Here is a 15,915-nt window from a genome sequence, read left to right as displayed (position 1 = left end):
CGTGGCGATGATCGGCGAAATCCGCAAGAAACGGTTGATCGAGGCGATGGTGGATGCGGGGCTGGATGGCCTCGTGCTCTACGGCAATGCCTGGCAGAACGACTATCTGCGTTATGCCGCCGATTTCGGCATTCTGGAGGGCGAGGGGCTGGCGGTCGTCACCCGCGACGGTGAGGTGACGCTCTATCTCGACGATGAACTTGAAGGCGAGCGTGCTGCGGTCGAATGCCCGGAGGTGAAGACCTCGATTGCCAACGATCTGATCGGCACGGTGTCGGACGTCATCGCCCGGCTGGGCAACAGCCGCATCGCCGCCGGTCCGAAGCGTCATCTGCCTTACGGACTTGCCGCCCGGCGCGGCGACCTGCGCTTCGAGGATGCGACGGCACTGCTCGACCGGCTGCTGATGGTGAAGTCCATCGACGAGCTAAATGCGGTGCGCAGCGCGGCCCGTCTGGCTGACGAGGGTTACGCGGTGTTCCGCAGTGCCGCTGCCGTCGGCAAGAAGGATTACGAGCTGATCGCGGAGATCGAATCCTTCTTTCGCAATGAAGGTGTCGACGACAATTTCATGATCATCGGCGTCGGTGGTCCGGAAGTGCGCGGCATGGCGCCGCCGCTCGGCAAGGTGCTGAAGCCCGGCGACCTGGTGACGACCGAGCTCACTCCTTGCGTCAACGGTTATTACGTGCAGATCTGCCGCACGCTGGTTGTGGGCGAGCCGAACGAAGCGCAGCGCAAGGTCTTCGGTATTTATAACGACGCGCTCGAAGCCGGGCTTGCAGCGGTAAGGCCGGGCGTCACCGCTGCCGATATCGCTCGCGCTGAAAACGACATTTTTCGCGCCCACGGTTTGGGCGAATATGTGACCAGCGAATATACCCGCGTGCGCGGTCACGGTCTCGGCCTCTTCCCGGATACCAAACCGCATATCCTCGAAGACGTGAATACAGTGATCGAAGAAGGCATGTCGTTGATCGTACACCCGAACACTTACAATCCCGAGATCGGCTATTTCGTGCATGGCGACTCGCTGATCGTCCGCGCCGATGGGCCGGAAATCCTGACGACAACGCCGCGCCAGCTGTTCTCCGTCGATGCGAAGAGGGTTGCGGCATGAGACATGGTCTGATCCTCTGGCGCGAAGACGAACTCTCGCTTTCCGACGTGAAGGCGCGGCAGGTCCGCCTGCAGCAGGCGATCATCGCAGCCGGCCTGGATGGCGTCCTGATCTACACCAACCATGTACGTTCGGCTGGCGTCACCTGGGTTTCCGGCTTCACGCCCTACTGGTCGGACGGGCTGGTTCTGGTGCTGCGCGAAGGTCTGCCGATCTTCCTGACGGCGCTTTCGAAGCGCGTCGGCGAATGGGTGAAATCCGTCGCTCCGACTTTCGAAGTGGCGCACTCGCCATTCCCGGGCAAGCTCGCCGGCGAGCGGCTGGCCAGGGTGGGCGCCAAACGCCTCGGCGTCGTCGAACTGGACCGCATGCCGGGTGGTGTTGTGGAAGAGATTGCCTCGGTCCTGCCGGTCGAGCTTTCCGATGCGACTGACCTCTTCACCAAAGTGCGTGGTCAGGTCGATGGGGCGGAACTCAATCTCGTGCGCCTGACGGATGGGATCGCCCGCGAGGCCTTCAAGGCCGGTGATGCAGCTTCGAAATTTGCCGGCGATTTCACCGGTCCCGTCGAACGGGCGGTGCGTCTAGCCGGCGCCGAGGAATGTTATGTGGCTGTTGCGCCCGATCTTTCGAAGGATCGCTGCTTCATCCGCACTGGCAAGGCGGAACTCGGCCGCACCTTCGCGGTGCGCCTTTCGGTCGCCTATAACGGCATCTGGGTCCGCCGCATAGAAACCTTCTCAGCCGTTTCCGAAATCGCGGCGCGCCTTGCCTCTGTGAGCGTGGAGATGGACCGGGCTTCTTCCGCCCATCCGGCCGACGGTTCGATATCGGCTTTCTATGTGCCTGATGGGGCCAAGCTCATCGACTGGCATCTCGAAGCGCCCTACGGCACGCGGCCGCTCAAGATCATCGCAGATGCCGAGAAGCCGCTCGCCGCACCGGTGCCGTACGGCATCCTGACGACGGCCTTTACCCTGGACGGCGAGACGATCGTTGCCGCGCGGCCGGTCGGGATTGGTGATACATGGCGACGAGAGGCGGCCGAATGAACGCACGTGATCTCGTTTCCATTCTTTCGGTGATCGATGGCGGGGGCCAGAAGCTCCGCGATCTCGTGAGCCTGCATACCGTCGACGCGCTCGCATGTCTGGCGGCCGGCGCCGGTTCGAGGGAAGGTTCCTCACTTCTCGCCTTCTATCGCGAAACCGGTGCGGGCGACGCAGTCTCCTCTGCTGCGGGCGCGTCGGCGGTTATCCGTTTCACGGAATGGGATGCGATCCATGTGCCCTCCTGTGCGACGCCCGATCCCATGGCGGTACCGGCAGCGCTGATTTTTGCGGGGGACTATGAGACCTATGTGAAGGCCGTTGCCGCCGGCCACGCGGTCGGCCTAGCCCTTTCGGAAGCCGTCGGCGGCGTGTCGGCGCTGCCGGAAACCTGGCCCGGCCTGTTCGCGGCGCCGGCTGTAGCGGCGGTCAGCGCGGCCATCGCGCTCGGCTTGCCAGATGAACAGGTCGCGCAGGCGCTGGTGCTCTCCATGGCCGGCAGTTCGGGTCGCAACGGCCGCCCGTCCGGCAATCCTTCGGCCCGCTGGCTGGTGATCGGTGAAGCGACGCTGAAGGGCATTCGTTCGGCGCTTGCCGCGAAGGCAGGCATCAAGGGGGATCTCGATCTCCTCTCATCCGGCTGGATGAAGGGACAGGCGGCTTCGGCCGGTGCGCTCGAATCCCGGCATGTCGATCCGGCCGCGATTGCGCGGGTAGCCGCCAAACCCTTCGTTTCGGCCCGTCAGGGCATCAATGCCATCCAGGCGTTTGCGAGCCTTCTGCAAAAAGGCGTCGATCCGGCTGCCATCGAGGGCGTGCATGTCTTTCTGCCGCCCGTGGCCGTGCCGGTGGTCAGCCGGCCCCTCCTTGCGGAGGATCGCCTTTCGACCATCGCTCATCTCGGCCTGCAGCTTGGCATTGCGGCATTCGAGCCGGCCCGCCAGATGGATGTGGATCGCAGCCGACCGTTCGGTGCGGAAGCACTCTCATTTGCAAAGCGTGTGACGGTTTTCGCCGATGACGGCCTGACGGGCGAAGGTTGGCCGGCGCGGGTTGTCGTCTCGGAGAGGGGACAGGCGCGCGAAGCCATCTGGCCGCAGAGTTCCAATGAAAACCCAAAGAAGGTGCTCGACCGCAAGATCGAAAGCCTGTCGCCGGCTACGGCGCGGTCGTTGAAGCGGGTCGAAACGGCTTTCGTGGACGGTGATCCTTCGGTGGTCGCCGAAGCGCGCAAACTGATGCTGGGCCTGACCGATTTCCCGGCCTCGAAAAGCGAGGCCGCCTAAGGGCAAGAGATCAAACATAACAGATGCCGCAGAGGAGTGCCGGCATTGAACAAGGAGGAGAAAATGCTGAAATTTCTGAAAATTATAGCGACGGCGGCGGCTCTGACCGCGCTGTCTTGGAGCGGGGCAAGCGCGCAGGCGATCGAGAAAAAGGACATCACGATCGGCTTGCCGCTCAACACTTCGACATTGCTGCCGATCTACGTCGGCGATGCCAAGGGCTTCTTCACGGAAGAGGGTGTCAACGTAAAGGTCGTCGCCTTCAAGGGTGGAACGGAACTGGTGCGCGGCATGGTGGCCGGTGCGGTGGATATCGGCGTCGGCGCCTTTTCCGAAGCGCTGGTCGGCGTCGAGACTGGCCAGGGCGTGAAGGTCTTTTATGGCGGCTTCAACATGGCGGTCTTCGATTGGTATGCCGTGCCGTCGATCAAGACGCTCGAGGAAGCCAAGGGCAAGCGTTTCGGCATCTCGACCTTCGGTTCCTCAACCGACTTCCTGACCCGATATGCGCTTTCGACCAAGGGCATCAATCCGAAGACGGACGTGCAGATCGTGCAGGGGGGCGGCTCGGTTCCGCGCCTTGCCGCGATGGAAGCCGGTCAGCTCGAAGTCAATATCTTTGCGACGCCGGAAAAGTTCATGGCGGCGGATCGTGGTTTCAACCTGGTTCTGCAGCAGAAGTCGATCGCGCCGGACTTCCCTTTCCACGTCTTCTACGCGCGCGAGGACTTCATCAAGAACGATCCGAACGCCATCAAGGCCGTGCTGCGCGGCTTTGCCAAGGCGGTCCGCTGGGCCAAAGCGAATAAGGACGAGTCGGTCAAGCTTCTGGCTTCCAAGCTCGGCCTTGAAGAGAAGTATCTGAACCGCGGCTATGACGATTTCATCGATGAGATCTTCGAAGACGGCCGTATGCCGAGCGAGGTCGGCATGAAAACCTTCTGGGACATCGGCATCATGAACGGCACCTACAAGGAGCCCATGCCGGTCGAGAAATACTGGGTCGGGACATTCCACGACACCTACAACGAATGGAAGCCGTAAATCTTTTGTATGATAGTATGGCAAGAGCAGGCGAAAGCCTGCTCCGGGAGGAGGCAGGAAGTGGCGCAGATTGAAATCCGCGATCTCGGGATCGATTACCGGAAACCAAAAAGCAACGAGGTGTTTTCCGCGGTCGATGATGTAGCGCTGTCGATCGAGAAGGGCGAATTTGTCACCATCGTCGGCTCCAGTGGTTGCGGCAAGAGCACGCTCCTGATGGCGGCGGCCGGGCTTGTGAATCTGTCGCGCGGTTCGATCCGGATCGATGGCAAGGAGGTTACCGGGCCTGGTCCCGATCGTGCCGTTGTGTTTCAGGAAGCGTCACTTCTGCCCTGGCGTTCGGTCCGCGGCAATGTCAAGTTCGGGCTCGAGATGCAGCGCTGGAATGGCGGAGACCTGAACGAACGGGCCATGCAGATGATCCGCCTCGTGGGTCTCGGTCGTTTCTCCGACTATCATCCGCACCAGCTTTCGGGCGGCATGCGCCAACGCGTCAACATTGCCCGCGCGCTTGCCGTCGATCCCGAAGTTCTTCTTATGGACGAGCCGTTTGGGGCGCTCGACGCCCAGACCCGCGAGATCATGGGCACCGAACTCCTGCGCATCTGGGAGCGGGACAAGAAGACGGCGCTGTTCGTCACCCACGATATCGACGAGGCGATCTTCCTTGCCGACAAGATCGTGGTGATGGGCCGCAACCCCGGACATATCAAGGAAGTCATCAAGGTGGATCTGCCACGTCCGCGCGATGAGGCCGTGCTCGACAGCGAGGACTTCAACAATCTCCGCAGGCGGCTGCGTGCCCATCTTGCGGAGGACATGTCCAGCATGCAGCTGGTGCAGGAGGTCGCATGAGATCGGCAGAGATGACCGCCGCACCGGCGGAAACCCGGCAGATTTCCCTTTCCGTCTTGCGGCCGTCACGCTCGACGGTGGTTGGCCTCGTTGCGGTTCTCCTGTTCCTCATCCTGTGGCAGATCGCGCCCCCGATGGGGTGGGTGAACGGTCGCTTCACCAGCAGGCCAACGGAAGTTTTCCTCGCGGCTCTCGATATCTTCCGGAACGATAGTTTTCTTTATCATGCCCGCATCAGCCTGACTGAGTTCGTTGCCGGTTTCGCCTTGGCGATCGTCGTCTCCATCCCGCTCGGCGTGCTTCTCGGCACGTCGAAGACCGCCCGTTATCTGATCGATCCGCCGCTGATGGCACTTTATATCGCGCCGACGCTGGTGCTGCTGCCGATCCTTGTCATCTGGCTCGGCATCGACATGGCGCCGAAGATCGCCGTGGTTTTCCTGGGCGCAGTCTTTCCGATCGTGCTGAACACCATGGCGGGCATGAGCGAAGCCGATTCGCGGCTCCTTCGTATGGCGCGTTCGTTCGGGGCGTCCAGGTTCGACATTTTCACCCGCGTTCTGGTGCCTGGTTCGTTGCCGGCGCTGCTGACGGGCATCCGGCTGGCAGTCGGTCGCGCCGTACTTGGCGTTGTCGTCGGCGAGCTTTTCGTGTCGCAGGCCGGCATCGGCTATCAGCTCAATCTCTACGGCCAGGCTATGCGCATCGACCGCTTGCTGGTCTATGCGCTGATCGTCAGCGCCTTCGGCTACACGCTGACCATCATGGTCCGTTCGGTGGAAAACAAGATTCGCGACTGGAGGTCGAAATGATCGAGCTCTTTTATCGCCGCCAGGCGTTGTTCCTCGGAACTCTGTCCATGATCGGCATCGTTGTCCTGTGGCAGATCGCTGTTGACGGAGGGTTCATCAATCCGTTCTTCATCTCGACGCCGAGCCAGGTTTGGGCGGAGTTCATCGTTCAGTTCGAGGACGGTCAGGTCGCCGCTAATGTCGGCGCAACGCTCTATTGCTTCGCGTGGTCGATGGGGCTTGCGACTGTGGCAGGCATCGTGCTCGGCATGCTGGCCGGCTGGTTCCCGGATGTAGAGGCAGCACTCGAACCTTTCATCTGGTTCAAATATTCAGCTCCCACCGTCGCCTTCTATCCGCTCTTCGTGGCTTGGCTTGGCTACGGCACGCCGACGATCATTGCGATCGCCCTTCTCTTCGCGCTGACGCCGATCTATGCCAATACCCTGTCAGGTATCAAGAATACCGACCGTGATCTTGCCAAGGCCGCCCGTTCCTTCGGGGCGAAACCATTGGACATCTTCCTGCAGGTCGCGTTGCCGGGTTCCGTGCCGGTGATGATGGCCGGCCTTCGCCTCGGCGTCGGCCGCGCGCTGACGGGCGTTGTGGTGGCCGAGCTCTTCGGTGCCAATGCCGGGCTCGGCTACGCGATCACCTATTACGGCCAGCTCATGCAGACGACCAAGATGATGGTGTCGATCGTCATCGTCATCCTGCTCGGCGTCATCCTGACCCAGATCCTGTCGTTCCTGGAATCCAAGACCGACTCCTGGCGTATCGATACCGCCCGCTGAACATCCGAGGATAAGCCCATGAAGATCATCGATTCCCATTTCCACTGGTGGCCGCGGTCGATTTTCGAGCCGCTTCTTAAGCGCGAAGGCTATCCGAAGGCCGTCGTGAATGCGCGTGGTGGTTATACCTACCACGGTGCCAACGGCCGGCGCGGGACGGTGGCGAGCTGGAAAGAGTGGTTCGACCTCGATGAAGAGCTCGCCTATATGGACAGCCTCGGCCACGACATTTCCGTCGTTTGCTCGATCGGCCCGCTATCGGTCTATTTTTCCGAGCTGCCGGTTGAGGAGGGGCGTGATGCTGCGCTCGCCTGGAACGAGGAAATGGCCTGGGCGCAACGGCGCTATCCGGGTCGTGTCTGGGCATCCGCTGCCGTGCCACTGGTCGATACCAGAGTAGCGATCGACGTGCTGGACGATGCCGTCAACCGGCTCGGACTGATGGGCGTCAACCTGCCGGGAAGCGTCGGCAAGGAAGGCATGATCGATGACGAGCGGCTGGAGCCGTTCTACAGCAGGGTCGAGGAACTCGGCCTGCCGATGTTCCTGCATCCGACCGATGCGGTCTTCGCCGATCTCCTGCAGGGGTATAACGATGCGCTGCATCTGAGCCTCGGCCGCGTCATGGAGGTGAGCGCTGCGGCCTCGCGTCTCATCCTCTCCGGCATGATGGAACGGCATCCGGGCCTCAAGATCGTCATGTCGCACACGGGCGGTGCGTTGCCCTATCAGTCAGGCCGCATGGACAAGAATTCCGGGACCGCCGGCCTGCCCAAGCCTGTCAGCCATTATCTGCACCGCATGTTCACCGATACCGTCTCGCCGCACTCGGCGGGCATGAAGTTTGCGATCGAATATTTCGGCGCGGATAACGTCATGTACGGCACCGATTATCCCTGCTGGGATCCGGCCGTCTGCCTGAAGCTGCTCGAGGAGATAGAAATGACGCCGGCGGTGAAGCAAAAAATTTTTCACGACAACGCCGTGCGTATCCTCGGACTGAAGATGCCGGCTGCGGCTGCCGCCTGATTGCATTTCTGCACATGATCTGTTCGTCATTGAACATGGACCGGATGGCGAGCTCATCGTAAGTTGCCGCAGACCGCCGGGAGGGCGGTCTGGAGGAGCATTTATGGATCGCATGAAGAATAAGGTCGTTCTCGTGTTCGGCGCCGGCTCGGCCGGTCCAGGTTTCGGGAACGGCAAGGCTGCGGCCGTCGCCTATGCCCGCGAGGGCGGCAGCGTCGTCTGCGTCGACGTCAATCTCGATGCTGCGAAGAATACGCTCGATGTCATCGAATCCGAAGGTGGAACGGGTCTGGCACTGGCCGCCGATGTCACCAAATCCGCCGACATCGCGGCTGTCGTCGAGAAGACCATGGAACGCTTCGGGCGTATCGACGTGCTGCACAACAATGTCGGCATCAATGCGCCGGGCGGTGCTGCGGAGGCCACCGAAGAGAGCTGGCGGCGGGTGATGGACGTCAATCTCACCAGCGCATTTCTCACCTGCAAGGCAGTTCTGCCGATCATGGAGCGCCAGGGAAACGGCGCGATCATCAATATTTCGTCGCTCGCTTCCATCCGGTGGACCGGTTATCCATACGTTTCATATTATGCATCGAAAGCTGCGCTCAATCATTTCACCCGCGCGGTCGCGGTCGAATATGCCGCCAAGGGCATCCGAGCCAATGCCGTCCTGCCGGGGGTTATGGATACGCCGCATATCCAGAAGCAGATCAGCGGCTACTATGGTTCGGCTGAGGAAATGAAAGCGAAACGGGATGCGCTTTCACCGATGAAGCGGCAGGGAGACGGCTGGGACATCGCTTGGGCATCGGTTTTCCTGGCTTCCGATGAAGCGAAATATATTACCGGCATCGAGCTGCCGGTTGATGGCGGGTTGCATATCACGGTTTCCGGGAGTGTAAATTCCTGAGAGCCATTGGCCATTCCACAGTGTGGATCGATTCGGCAATTTTTTCATTGTCCGGGCGTTTTTGGACTTGCCTAAACTCGATGGGTTACGCACACTCCCACAATCCGAAGAGGATTGTGATCCATAGTATGGATCAGGGCGGATGGCTGGAGGAGCCTGCCGTCGGGAGGAAAAGGGGCGAATCATCGGGGAGGATGCATTCGTCTTTTGCGGTAGAGACTGCGATCATTCCGGAGCTAAGTCCTTCAGCCTGCGCGATCCGCGCGCAGCAGAGGAGGATGACGCGTGACAGCAGCCCATAACATGATCGAGCCCATGGACGAGGCGTCGTTGCTCGCGGGCCTCGAAGGCGTGGCGCCTCAGCAGACCGGTTCCGCCTGGATGCGGCCCGTCGAGGCGATTGCTGCGGTTTTGCTCGTCGTGATCATCGCGCTGCTTCTGGCCGGCGTTATTTCCCGTTACATTTTCTCCTTTCCCATTATCTGGATCGATGAGGTTGCGTCGATCTCCTTCCTCTGGCTTGCGATGCTGGGTGCGGCGATGGCCGTCGATCGCAGCGAACATCTGAGGCTGACGCTTTTTGTCGGCATGCTGCCGGAGAAGGTGCAGGCTTTGGCAGGGACTTTCACCATGCTGCTGGTGGCTGTTTTTCTGGGTGCCATGCTGCGACCGGCCTATGAATATGCTATCGAGGAATCCTTCATCACCTCGGCAGCGCTCAACATCCCGATGAGCTATCGCGCCGCCGCGCTGCCGGTTGGCGTGGCGCTTATGCTGGTTCTGGCGCTCGCCAATGCGTTCAAAGGCTCCAGCATCAGGCAGATCGCCATCTCCCTCGTGGTCATTGCCGCCGTGACCGGTCTGCTCTGGCTGATCGGTCCTGGTCTCAGAGAGATCGGCAACTGGAACATCCCGATCTTCCTTGTCGGGTTGGTGGCGCTGTTCCTGGTGCTCGGCGTACCGATCGCCTTCTGCTTTGGGCTCGGGACGTTGGCCTTCCTCGCATTCACCACCTCCGTGCCGGTTTTCGTGATGATCGGTCGTATGGACGAGGGTATGTCGAGCATCATCCTGTTGTCGGTGCCGATCTTCGTGCTGCTCGGCTGCATTCTCGATGCGACGGGCATGGGCAAAGCGATCGTCGAATTCCTGGCCTCATTGCTCGGCCATGTGCGAGCCGGCATGTCCTATGTGCTGCTCGGTTCGCTCTTTCTGGTTTCCGGTATTTCCGGCTCGAAGGTATCCGACATGGCGACCGTCGCACCGGCACTCTTTCCGGAAATGAAACGCCGTGGCCACAAGCCGCCGGAAATGATAGCGCTTCTGGCGACGGGCGCTGCAATGGCGGAAACCGTGCCGCCTTCGATCGTGCTGATCGTGCTGGGGTCTGCAGCCGGCGTCTCGATTGCCGGGCTCTTCACCTCCGGTTTCGCGATCGCCATGGTGCTGTTGCTGGTGCTTGCGGTGCTGGCACGTTGGAAATCCAGACATGAAGCCATGGAAGGCGTGCGCCGGGCGCCGCTTACCGTCATCAAGAAGACGCTGATGGTTGCTGCGCCGGCACTTGTCCTGCCCTTCCTGATCCGCACCGCCGTCGGCGAGGGTATTGCGACCGCGACCGAAGTTTCGACGATAGCGGTGCTCTATGCGATGATCATCGGCATGGTGCTTTACGGCGGTATCAGCCGGAAGCGGCTCTACGGAATGCTGGTGGAAACGGCGGCACTTTCCGGTGCGATCCTGATGATCCTGGGCGCTGCTTCCGCCATGGCCTGGGCTCTGACCCAGACGGGTTTTGCCGCGCAGCTGGTGGAAGCCGTTCAGGGACTTCCGGGCGGCTGGATGACATTCATGGGTGTTTCCATCCTGATCTTCATGGTGCTCGGCTGTGTGCTGGAAGGACTTCCGGCGATTGTGCTGATGGCGCCCATCATGTTCCCGGTCGCCCGCTCGCTCGGGATCAACGATATCCATTATTCCATGGTGGTCGTGACGGCGATGAATATCGGCCTTATGACCCCGCCGATCGGCATTGGTTTCTATATCGCCTGCAAGATCGGCAATGTTTCGCCGGATGAGGCCATGAAGGCCATCTGGCCCTATATCGGCGCACTGATGATCGGCCTCCTGGTGATCGCAGCCGTGCCCACCTTCTCGACGGTTTTCCTCTGAAGGCCGTGAGATCATAAACCCGGGAACTGAAATCGGAGGAGGATTTCATGAACGTCAACCGCAGAACGCTTCTTCTAGGCGCCGCCACGACCGGCCTCGCCACGACATTTTCGATCCGCACGCGTCCGGCCAATGCAGCCGAATTCACTTATAAATTCGCCAACAACCAGGCGCTGACCCATCCGATGAATATCCGCGCCAAGGAGGCGGTCGCGAAGATCCAGGAGGAGAGCGGCGGCCGTATGGCGATCAATATCTTCCCGTCGAGCCAGCTCGGTGCGGATACGGACATGTTGAACCAGGTTCGGTCCGGCGGCGTCGAAATGTTCAGCCTTTCGCCGATCATCCTCTCTACACTCGTTCCGAATGCATCGCTCAACGGCGTCGGCTTCGCTTTCCCCAGCTACGATCAGGTCTGGCCGGCCATGGACGGAGAGCTCGGCAAGTATGTACGTGGCGAGATCGAAAAGAAGGGCCTGCTGACGCTCGAAAGAATCTGGGACAACGGCTTCCGCCAGATCACCTCATCCAAAGGGCCGATCGAAACGCCGAAGGATCTCGAAGGCTTCAAGATTCGCGTGCCGGTGAGCCCTCTCTGGACTTCGATGTTCACGGCCTTCGGCTCGGCGCCCGCGTCCATCAACTTCGCCGAAACCTATACCGCACTGCAGACCGGCATCGTCGACGGCCAGGAAAACCCGCTCGCGATTCTGACGACGGCAAAGCTCTACGAAGTGCAGAAATACGTCTCGATGACGAACCATATGTGGGACGGTTTCTGGATCCTGCTGAATCGTCGCGCATGGCAATCCTTGCCTGAAGACCTGCAAGATATTGTTGCCAAACATTTCAACGCCGCCGCCGAGTTGCAGCGCAAGGATGTCATGGGCCTCAACGCCACAGTCCAGGCGGAATTGGAAGGCAAGGGCATGAAGTTCAACAAGCCGGACGGCGCTCTCTTCCAGGAAAAACTGCGCAGCGCCAACTTCTACAAGGACTGGAAGGCTAAATACGGCGATGAAGCCTGGGCGATCCTCGAAAAGGCTATCGGCAAGTCGCTGAGCTGAACGGCACCCCCGTAAACATGAGTGAAAGCGGCAAATGGAACAGGTGATCGAAAACCTGACGGGTCTTCGGCAAGGTGCCGCTTCCGGATCGGGCGCACAGGCGGTGGAGCGGGCATTGCAGCTTCTCTCCATCGTCGGTCGCGGGGCGGAGAAAGGAGTTGCTTTGAGCGATGTCGTTGCCGACAGCGGTCTAAACAAACCAACCGCCCGGCGCCTTCTCATGGCGCTGATGCGGTCTCGCCTCCTTGAGCAGGATGAGCTCAGCCGCCGTTATTATCTCGGCGGGGAACTCTATGTGCTCGGCATGCTGGCCTCACGCCGGCATGGTCTGCTGGAAATGGCAGGCGAAAGCCTGAAACGGCTTTCCGGACTGTCTGCGGATACGAGCTTTGTCTCGATGCGCCGGGACGACTATGCCGTCTGCCTGCATCGCGAAGAGGGCACGCATCCGGTACGTACCCACGCGTTGCTGACCGGCGACCAGAACCCGCTTGGGATCGGTGCCGGCTCGCTCGCCATGCTGGCGGCTCTACCGGATTCGGAAGTGGAGGCGATCGTCGGCAGGATCGAAAGCGTTATCGCGGTCCAGTATCCGGGATACTCGCCGGAGACCATACGCGAAGACGTCGCCCGCACGCGGGAAGCTGGCTATGCATTGAACCCGGGTCGGGTGATCGCCAATTCCTGGGGTATCGGCATGGCGATCCTGCTGCCGGACGGGCGGCTTGCCGGCGCGTTGTCGATTGCGGCGATCGACAGCCGCATGGGTGAGGAGCGCCAGAAGGAACTTGCCGGGTTGCTGCGGCAGGAGGTGGAACGGGTGCAGAGCAAGCTGCGGACGCTCTTCAGTTCCCAGAAGCCCGTGACGCAAACCATACGGCAGCCGGCGCGGCCCCGAACGCCCGAACGTGTTTGAAACGAAGGAGAAGGTCATGTCAGGAGCACAGATTGTCGGTTGGGCGCATTCGAAATTCGGCAAGTCAGAGGCCGGCTCGACCCGGGAACTGATGGCCGAGGTGATCAATCCGGCTTTGGAGCATGCCGGCATCACGGCAAGCGATATCGACGGGATTTTTGTCGGCGTTTTCAACAACGGCTTTTCGAAGCAGGATTTCCAGGGAGCGCTGGTGGCGATGGCAGCCGACGGCCTCGATCACGTTCCAGCCGTACGCATGGAAAACGCCTGCGCGACGGGCTCGGCCGCGCTTTATTCGGCGCTTGATTTCATCGCTTCCGGGCGCGGCAGGATCGCGCTCGTCGTCGGTGCTGAAAAGATGACGGCGCTACCGACAAAAGAGACAGGCGATATCCTGCTTTCAGCATCCTACCGCGAGGAGGAGGCAGATGTCGAAGGCGGTTTCGCAGGGCTCTTTGGCCGCATCGCGAGCCACTATTTCCAGCGATATGGCGACCGCTCGGAAGAACTTGCGATGATCGCGGCGAAGAACCATGCCAATGGCATGAAGAATCCCTATGCTCATATGCAGAAGGACTTTGGCTTCGATTTCTGCAACACGGTTTCCGACAAAAACCCCTATGTCGCGGCTCCACTCCGCCGGACCGACTGCTCGCTTGTGTCCGACGGAGCAGCAGCATTGGTGATCGCAGCACCGGAGGTTGCCGCCGGCATGAAGCGTGCGGTGGCCTTCAAGGCACGCAACCATGTGAACGACATCCTCGCCATGTCGCGGCGCGATCCGATCGCCTTCGAGGGCGCTCGCATGGCCTGGCAAAAATCGCTCGCCGAAGCAGGCCTCTCTCTCGATGATCTCAGTTTTGTCGAGACACATGACTGCTTTACCATTGCCGAGCTCATTGAGTACGAGGCGATGGGGCTTGCCAAACCCGGAGAGGGTTACCGCGTCATTCGCGAAGGCATCACCCGCAAGGACGGCCGCCTGCCCGTCAATCCGTCCGGTGGGCTCAAATCGAAGGGGCATCCGATTGGAGCGACGGGTGTTTCCATGCACGTCATGGCGGCGATGCAGCTTTGCGGCGAGGCGGGCGAGATGCAGATACCGGGTGCGGCGCTCGCCGGCGTTTTCAACATGGGCGGCGCGGCGGTCGCCAACTATGTTTCCATCCTGGAGCGGACGAAATGAAGGCGATCGCCTCGGTTGCCGCCGACGGTCAGGCCGATCCGAGAGGTGGGCTTAGTCCACGCTCGACGCGGGTGATGAACCTTGCCCGCTTCGTGACACAGGCCATGCGCCGCGAACCGGGAGGCGTCGCACTCGTCTGGGCGGACAAGACCTGGACCTGGGCGGAGTTCGAGTCGCGTATCGATGCAATGGCAACGGCGCTGCAGGAGCGTTTCGGGGTCGTCAAGGGCGACCGCATTCTGGTCCAGTCGCAGAACTGCAACCAGATGTTCGAATCCATGTTCGCCTGCTTCCGGATCGGAGCAGTCTGGGTGCCGACCAATTTCCGACAGACACCGGAGGAAGTGGCGTACCTCGCCAAGGCAAGCGGCGCGACCGGAATGATCTGCAACGCGTCCTTTCCCGATCATGCCCGGGTGACACGCGAAACGAATGCTGAGATCGGCTTTGTCCTCAGCATCGGCGAGACCGATCTCGGCCCCTCCTACGATGCGATCGTAGAGGAGTTTTATGGGAAAAAGTCAGTCGAGGCGCGCGTCGAGCGGGATGATCCCTGCTGGTTCTTCTTCACCTCCGGCACGACTGGAAGACCGAAGGCTGCGGTGCTGACTCACGGCCAGATGGCGTTCGTTATCAACAATCATCTCTGCGATCTGATGCCGGGTGTGACCTCCGCCGATGCGGCGCTGGTCGTCGCGCCGCTTTCCCATGGTGCGGGCGTGCACCAACTCACGCAGTTGGCGCATGGGGTGAAGACCATCCTATTGCCGACGGAGAAATTCGATATCGACGCTGCCTGGGCGCTGATCGAGACGTGGCGCGTCTCGACGATGTTCACCGTGCCGACAATCCTGAAGCTCCTGGTCGAGCATCCGGCGGCTGAGAAATACGACCATTCCTCGCTGCGCTACGTCATCTATGCCGGCGCGCCCATGTATCGCGAGGACCAGAAATGGGCTTTGAGAAGCCTCGGCCCGGTCATCGTGCAATATTTCGGGCTCGGCGAGGTGACCGGCGCGATCACGGTGTTGCCTCCGGCGCTGCATTCGGCGGAAGACGGCGCGGGCGTGAAGATCGGTACATGCGGCATCGAACGCACCGGCATGCAGGTCTCGATCCAGAACGACACGGGCGAGGAGGTCGCTCCCTTCGAGACAGGCGAAATCTGTGTCATCGGCCCGGCGGTCTTTGCCGGCTACTATGACAATCCGGAAGCCAATGAAAAGGCGTTCCGCAACGGCTGGTTCCGCACCGGCGACCTCGGCCATATGGACGACCAGGGCTTTCTCTACATCACCGGGCGCGCGTCCGACATGTATATTTCCGGCGGTTCGAATGTCTATCCGCGAGAGATCGAGGAGAAGCTTCTTACGCATCCCGCGATCAGCGAAGTGGCAGTCCTCGGCGTACCGGACCCGCTCTGGGGCGAGGTCGGTTATGCGATTTGTGTTGCCAAGCCGGGCGTTTCGGTCAGCGAAGAGGAGATGTTCGCTTTCATCGACGGCAAGATGTCCCGTTACAAGATGCCGAAACGCTTCATCTTCTGGGACGCGTTGCCGAAATCCGCTTATGGCAAGATCACCAAGAAGATGATCCGCGAGGAATTGCAGGCGCGGGGTGAGTTAGATCTGAAGCCGGCTAATGAGAGGCCGGCGCTGCGGCAGCTTAAGCATCCGGGACCGATCGCGCCGGTGCG

General features: G+C 60.9%; 13 protein-coding genes and 1 pseudogene. All 14 read left to right on the top strand.

Going from position 1 to position 15,915, the window contains the following annotated elements; genetic code table 11:
- Positions 1-7 precede the first annotated feature (7 nt).
- Positions 8-1,120, top strand: coding sequence for a M24 family metallopeptidase (locus QEO92_RS22160; RefSeq protein WP_227704446.1), 1,113 nt, complete (start codon positions 8-10; stop codon positions 1,118-1,120).
- Positions 1,117-2,172, top strand: a complete 1,056-nt coding sequence (locus QEO92_RS22155; protein WP_227704445.1) for an aminopeptidase P family N-terminal domain-containing protein — start codon at positions 1,117-1,119, stop codon at positions 2,170-2,172. Before QEO92_RS22160 ends, QEO92_RS22155 begins: the two co-directional genes overlap by 4 nt.
- On the top strand, positions 2,169-3,455 hold the full coding sequence (locus QEO92_RS22150; RefSeq protein WP_227704444.1) for an MmgE/PrpD family protein: 1,287 nt from the start codon (positions 2,169-2,171) through the stop codon (positions 3,453-3,455). The genes QEO92_RS22155 and QEO92_RS22150 overlap by 4 nt, the downstream gene beginning before the upstream one ends.
- A 63-nt stretch (positions 3,456-3,518) precedes the next feature.
- Entirely contained in the window at positions 3,519-4,499 is a 981-nt protein-coding gene (locus QEO92_RS22145) for an ABC transporter substrate-binding protein (RefSeq protein WP_227704443.1), read from the top strand.
- A 60-nt stretch (positions 4,500-4,559) separates the two neighbouring features.
- Positions 4,560-5,354, top strand: coding sequence for an ABC transporter ATP-binding protein (locus QEO92_RS22140; RefSeq protein WP_037156518.1), 795 nt, complete (start codon positions 4,560-4,562; stop codon positions 5,352-5,354).
- Positions 5,351-6,166 (top strand): ABC transporter permease, encoded by an 816-nt coding sequence (locus QEO92_RS22135; protein ID WP_227704442.1) that lies wholly within the window; start codon positions 5,351-5,353, stop codon positions 6,164-6,166. The genes QEO92_RS22140 and QEO92_RS22135 overlap by 4 nt, the downstream gene beginning before the upstream one ends.
- Positions 6,163-6,939: an ABC transporter permease gene (locus QEO92_RS22130; protein ID WP_227704441.1), complete on the top strand. Its 777-nt coding sequence runs from the start codon at positions 6,163-6,165 to the stop codon at positions 6,937-6,939. Before QEO92_RS22135 ends, QEO92_RS22130 begins: the two co-directional genes overlap by 4 nt.
- 18 nt (positions 6,940-6,957) lie before the next feature.
- Positions 6,958-7,968, top strand: a complete 1,011-nt coding sequence (locus QEO92_RS22125; protein ID WP_227704440.1) for an amidohydrolase family protein — start codon at positions 6,958-6,960, stop codon at positions 7,966-7,968.
- A gap of 103 nt (positions 7,969-8,071) precedes the next feature.
- Entirely contained in the window at positions 8,072-8,878 is an 807-nt protein-coding gene (locus tag QEO92_RS22120) for an SDR family NAD(P)-dependent oxidoreductase (RefSeq protein WP_227704439.1), read from the top strand.
- Positions 8,879-9,181: 303 nt separating this feature from the next.
- Entirely contained in the window at positions 9,182-11,050 is a 1,869-nt protein-coding gene (locus tag QEO92_RS22115) for a TRAP transporter large permease subunit (RefSeq protein WP_407722157.1), read from the top strand.
- A gap of 47 nt (positions 11,051-11,097) precedes the next feature.
- Positions 11,098-12,117 carry a TRAP transporter substrate-binding protein gene (locus tag QEO92_RS22110; protein ID WP_227704438.1) on the top strand — a complete coding sequence of 340 codons (1,020 nt, stop codon included), beginning with the start codon at positions 11,098-11,100 and terminating at the stop codon, positions 12,115-12,117.
- 34 nt (positions 12,118-12,151) lie between these two features.
- The gene (locus tag QEO92_RS22105) at positions 12,152-13,033 is read left to right on the top strand and encodes an IclR family transcriptional regulator (RefSeq protein ID WP_227704437.1); all 882 of its coding nucleotides are present in this window, start codon (positions 12,152-12,154) and stop codon (positions 13,031-13,033) included.
- Positions 13,034-13,049: 16 nt separating this feature from the next.
- The gene (locus tag QEO92_RS22100) at positions 13,050-14,219 is read left to right on the top strand and encodes an acetyl-CoA acetyltransferase (protein ID WP_227704436.1); all 1,170 of its coding nucleotides are present in this window, start codon (positions 13,050-13,052) and stop codon (positions 14,217-14,219) included.
- A pseudogene (locus QEO92_RS22095) lies at positions 14,216-15,844 on the top strand (acyl-CoA synthetase); the annotation flags it as partial. The gene QEO92_RS22100 and the pseudogene QEO92_RS22095, both read left to right, overlap by 4 nt.
- Between the last annotated feature and the right edge of the window lie 71 nt (positions 15,845-15,915).

The sequence above is a fragment of the Neorhizobium petrolearium genome (assembly GCF_029854435.1).
In the GTDB taxonomy this organism is placed as follows: domain Bacteria; phylum Pseudomonadota; class Alphaproteobacteria; order Rhizobiales; family Rhizobiaceae; genus Neorhizobium; species Neorhizobium petrolearium.
Note: the sequence above shows the minus strand (reverse complement) of the source record. Positions and strands in the feature narration are given on the sequence as shown.

Coding starts and splice junctions, on each gene's coding strand:
- QEO92_RS22130 (WP_227704441.1), top strand. CDS start 6,163: ATGATCGAGCTCTTTTATCGCCGCCAGGCGTTGTTCCTCGGAACTCTG.
- QEO92_RS22155 (WP_227704445.1), top strand. CDS start 1,117: ATGAGACATGGTCTGATCCTCTGGCGCGAAGACGAACTCTCGCTTTCC.
- QEO92_RS22110 (WP_227704438.1), top strand. CDS start 11,098: ATGAACGTCAACCGCAGAACGCTTCTTCTAGGCGCCGCCACGACCGGC.
- QEO92_RS22145 (WP_227704443.1), top strand. CDS start 3,519: ATGCTGAAATTTCTGAAAATTATAGCGACGGCGGCGGCTCTGACCGCG.
- QEO92_RS22150 (WP_227704444.1), top strand. CDS start 2,169: ATGAACGCACGTGATCTCGTTTCCATTCTTTCGGTGATCGATGGCGGG.
- QEO92_RS22160 (WP_227704446.1), top strand. CDS start 8: ATGATCGGCGAAATCCGCAAGAAACGGTTGATCGAGGCGATGGTGGAT.
- QEO92_RS22120 (WP_227704439.1), top strand. CDS start 8,072: ATGGATCGCATGAAGAATAAGGTCGTTCTCGTGTTCGGCGCCGGCTCG.
- QEO92_RS22125 (WP_227704440.1), top strand. CDS start 6,958: ATGAAGATCATCGATTCCCATTTCCACTGGTGGCCGCGGTCGATTTTC.
- QEO92_RS22115 (WP_407722157.1), top strand. CDS start 9,182: ATGATCGAGCCCATGGACGAGGCGTCGTTGCTCGCGGGCCTCGAAGGC.
- QEO92_RS22135 (WP_227704442.1), top strand. CDS start 5,351: ATGAGATCGGCAGAGATGACCGCCGCACCGGCGGAAACCCGGCAGATT.
- QEO92_RS22100 (WP_227704436.1), top strand. CDS start 13,050: ATGTCAGGAGCACAGATTGTCGGTTGGGCGCATTCGAAATTCGGCAAG.
- QEO92_RS22105 (WP_227704437.1), top strand. CDS start 12,152: ATGGAACAGGTGATCGAAAACCTGACGGGTCTTCGGCAAGGTGCCGCT.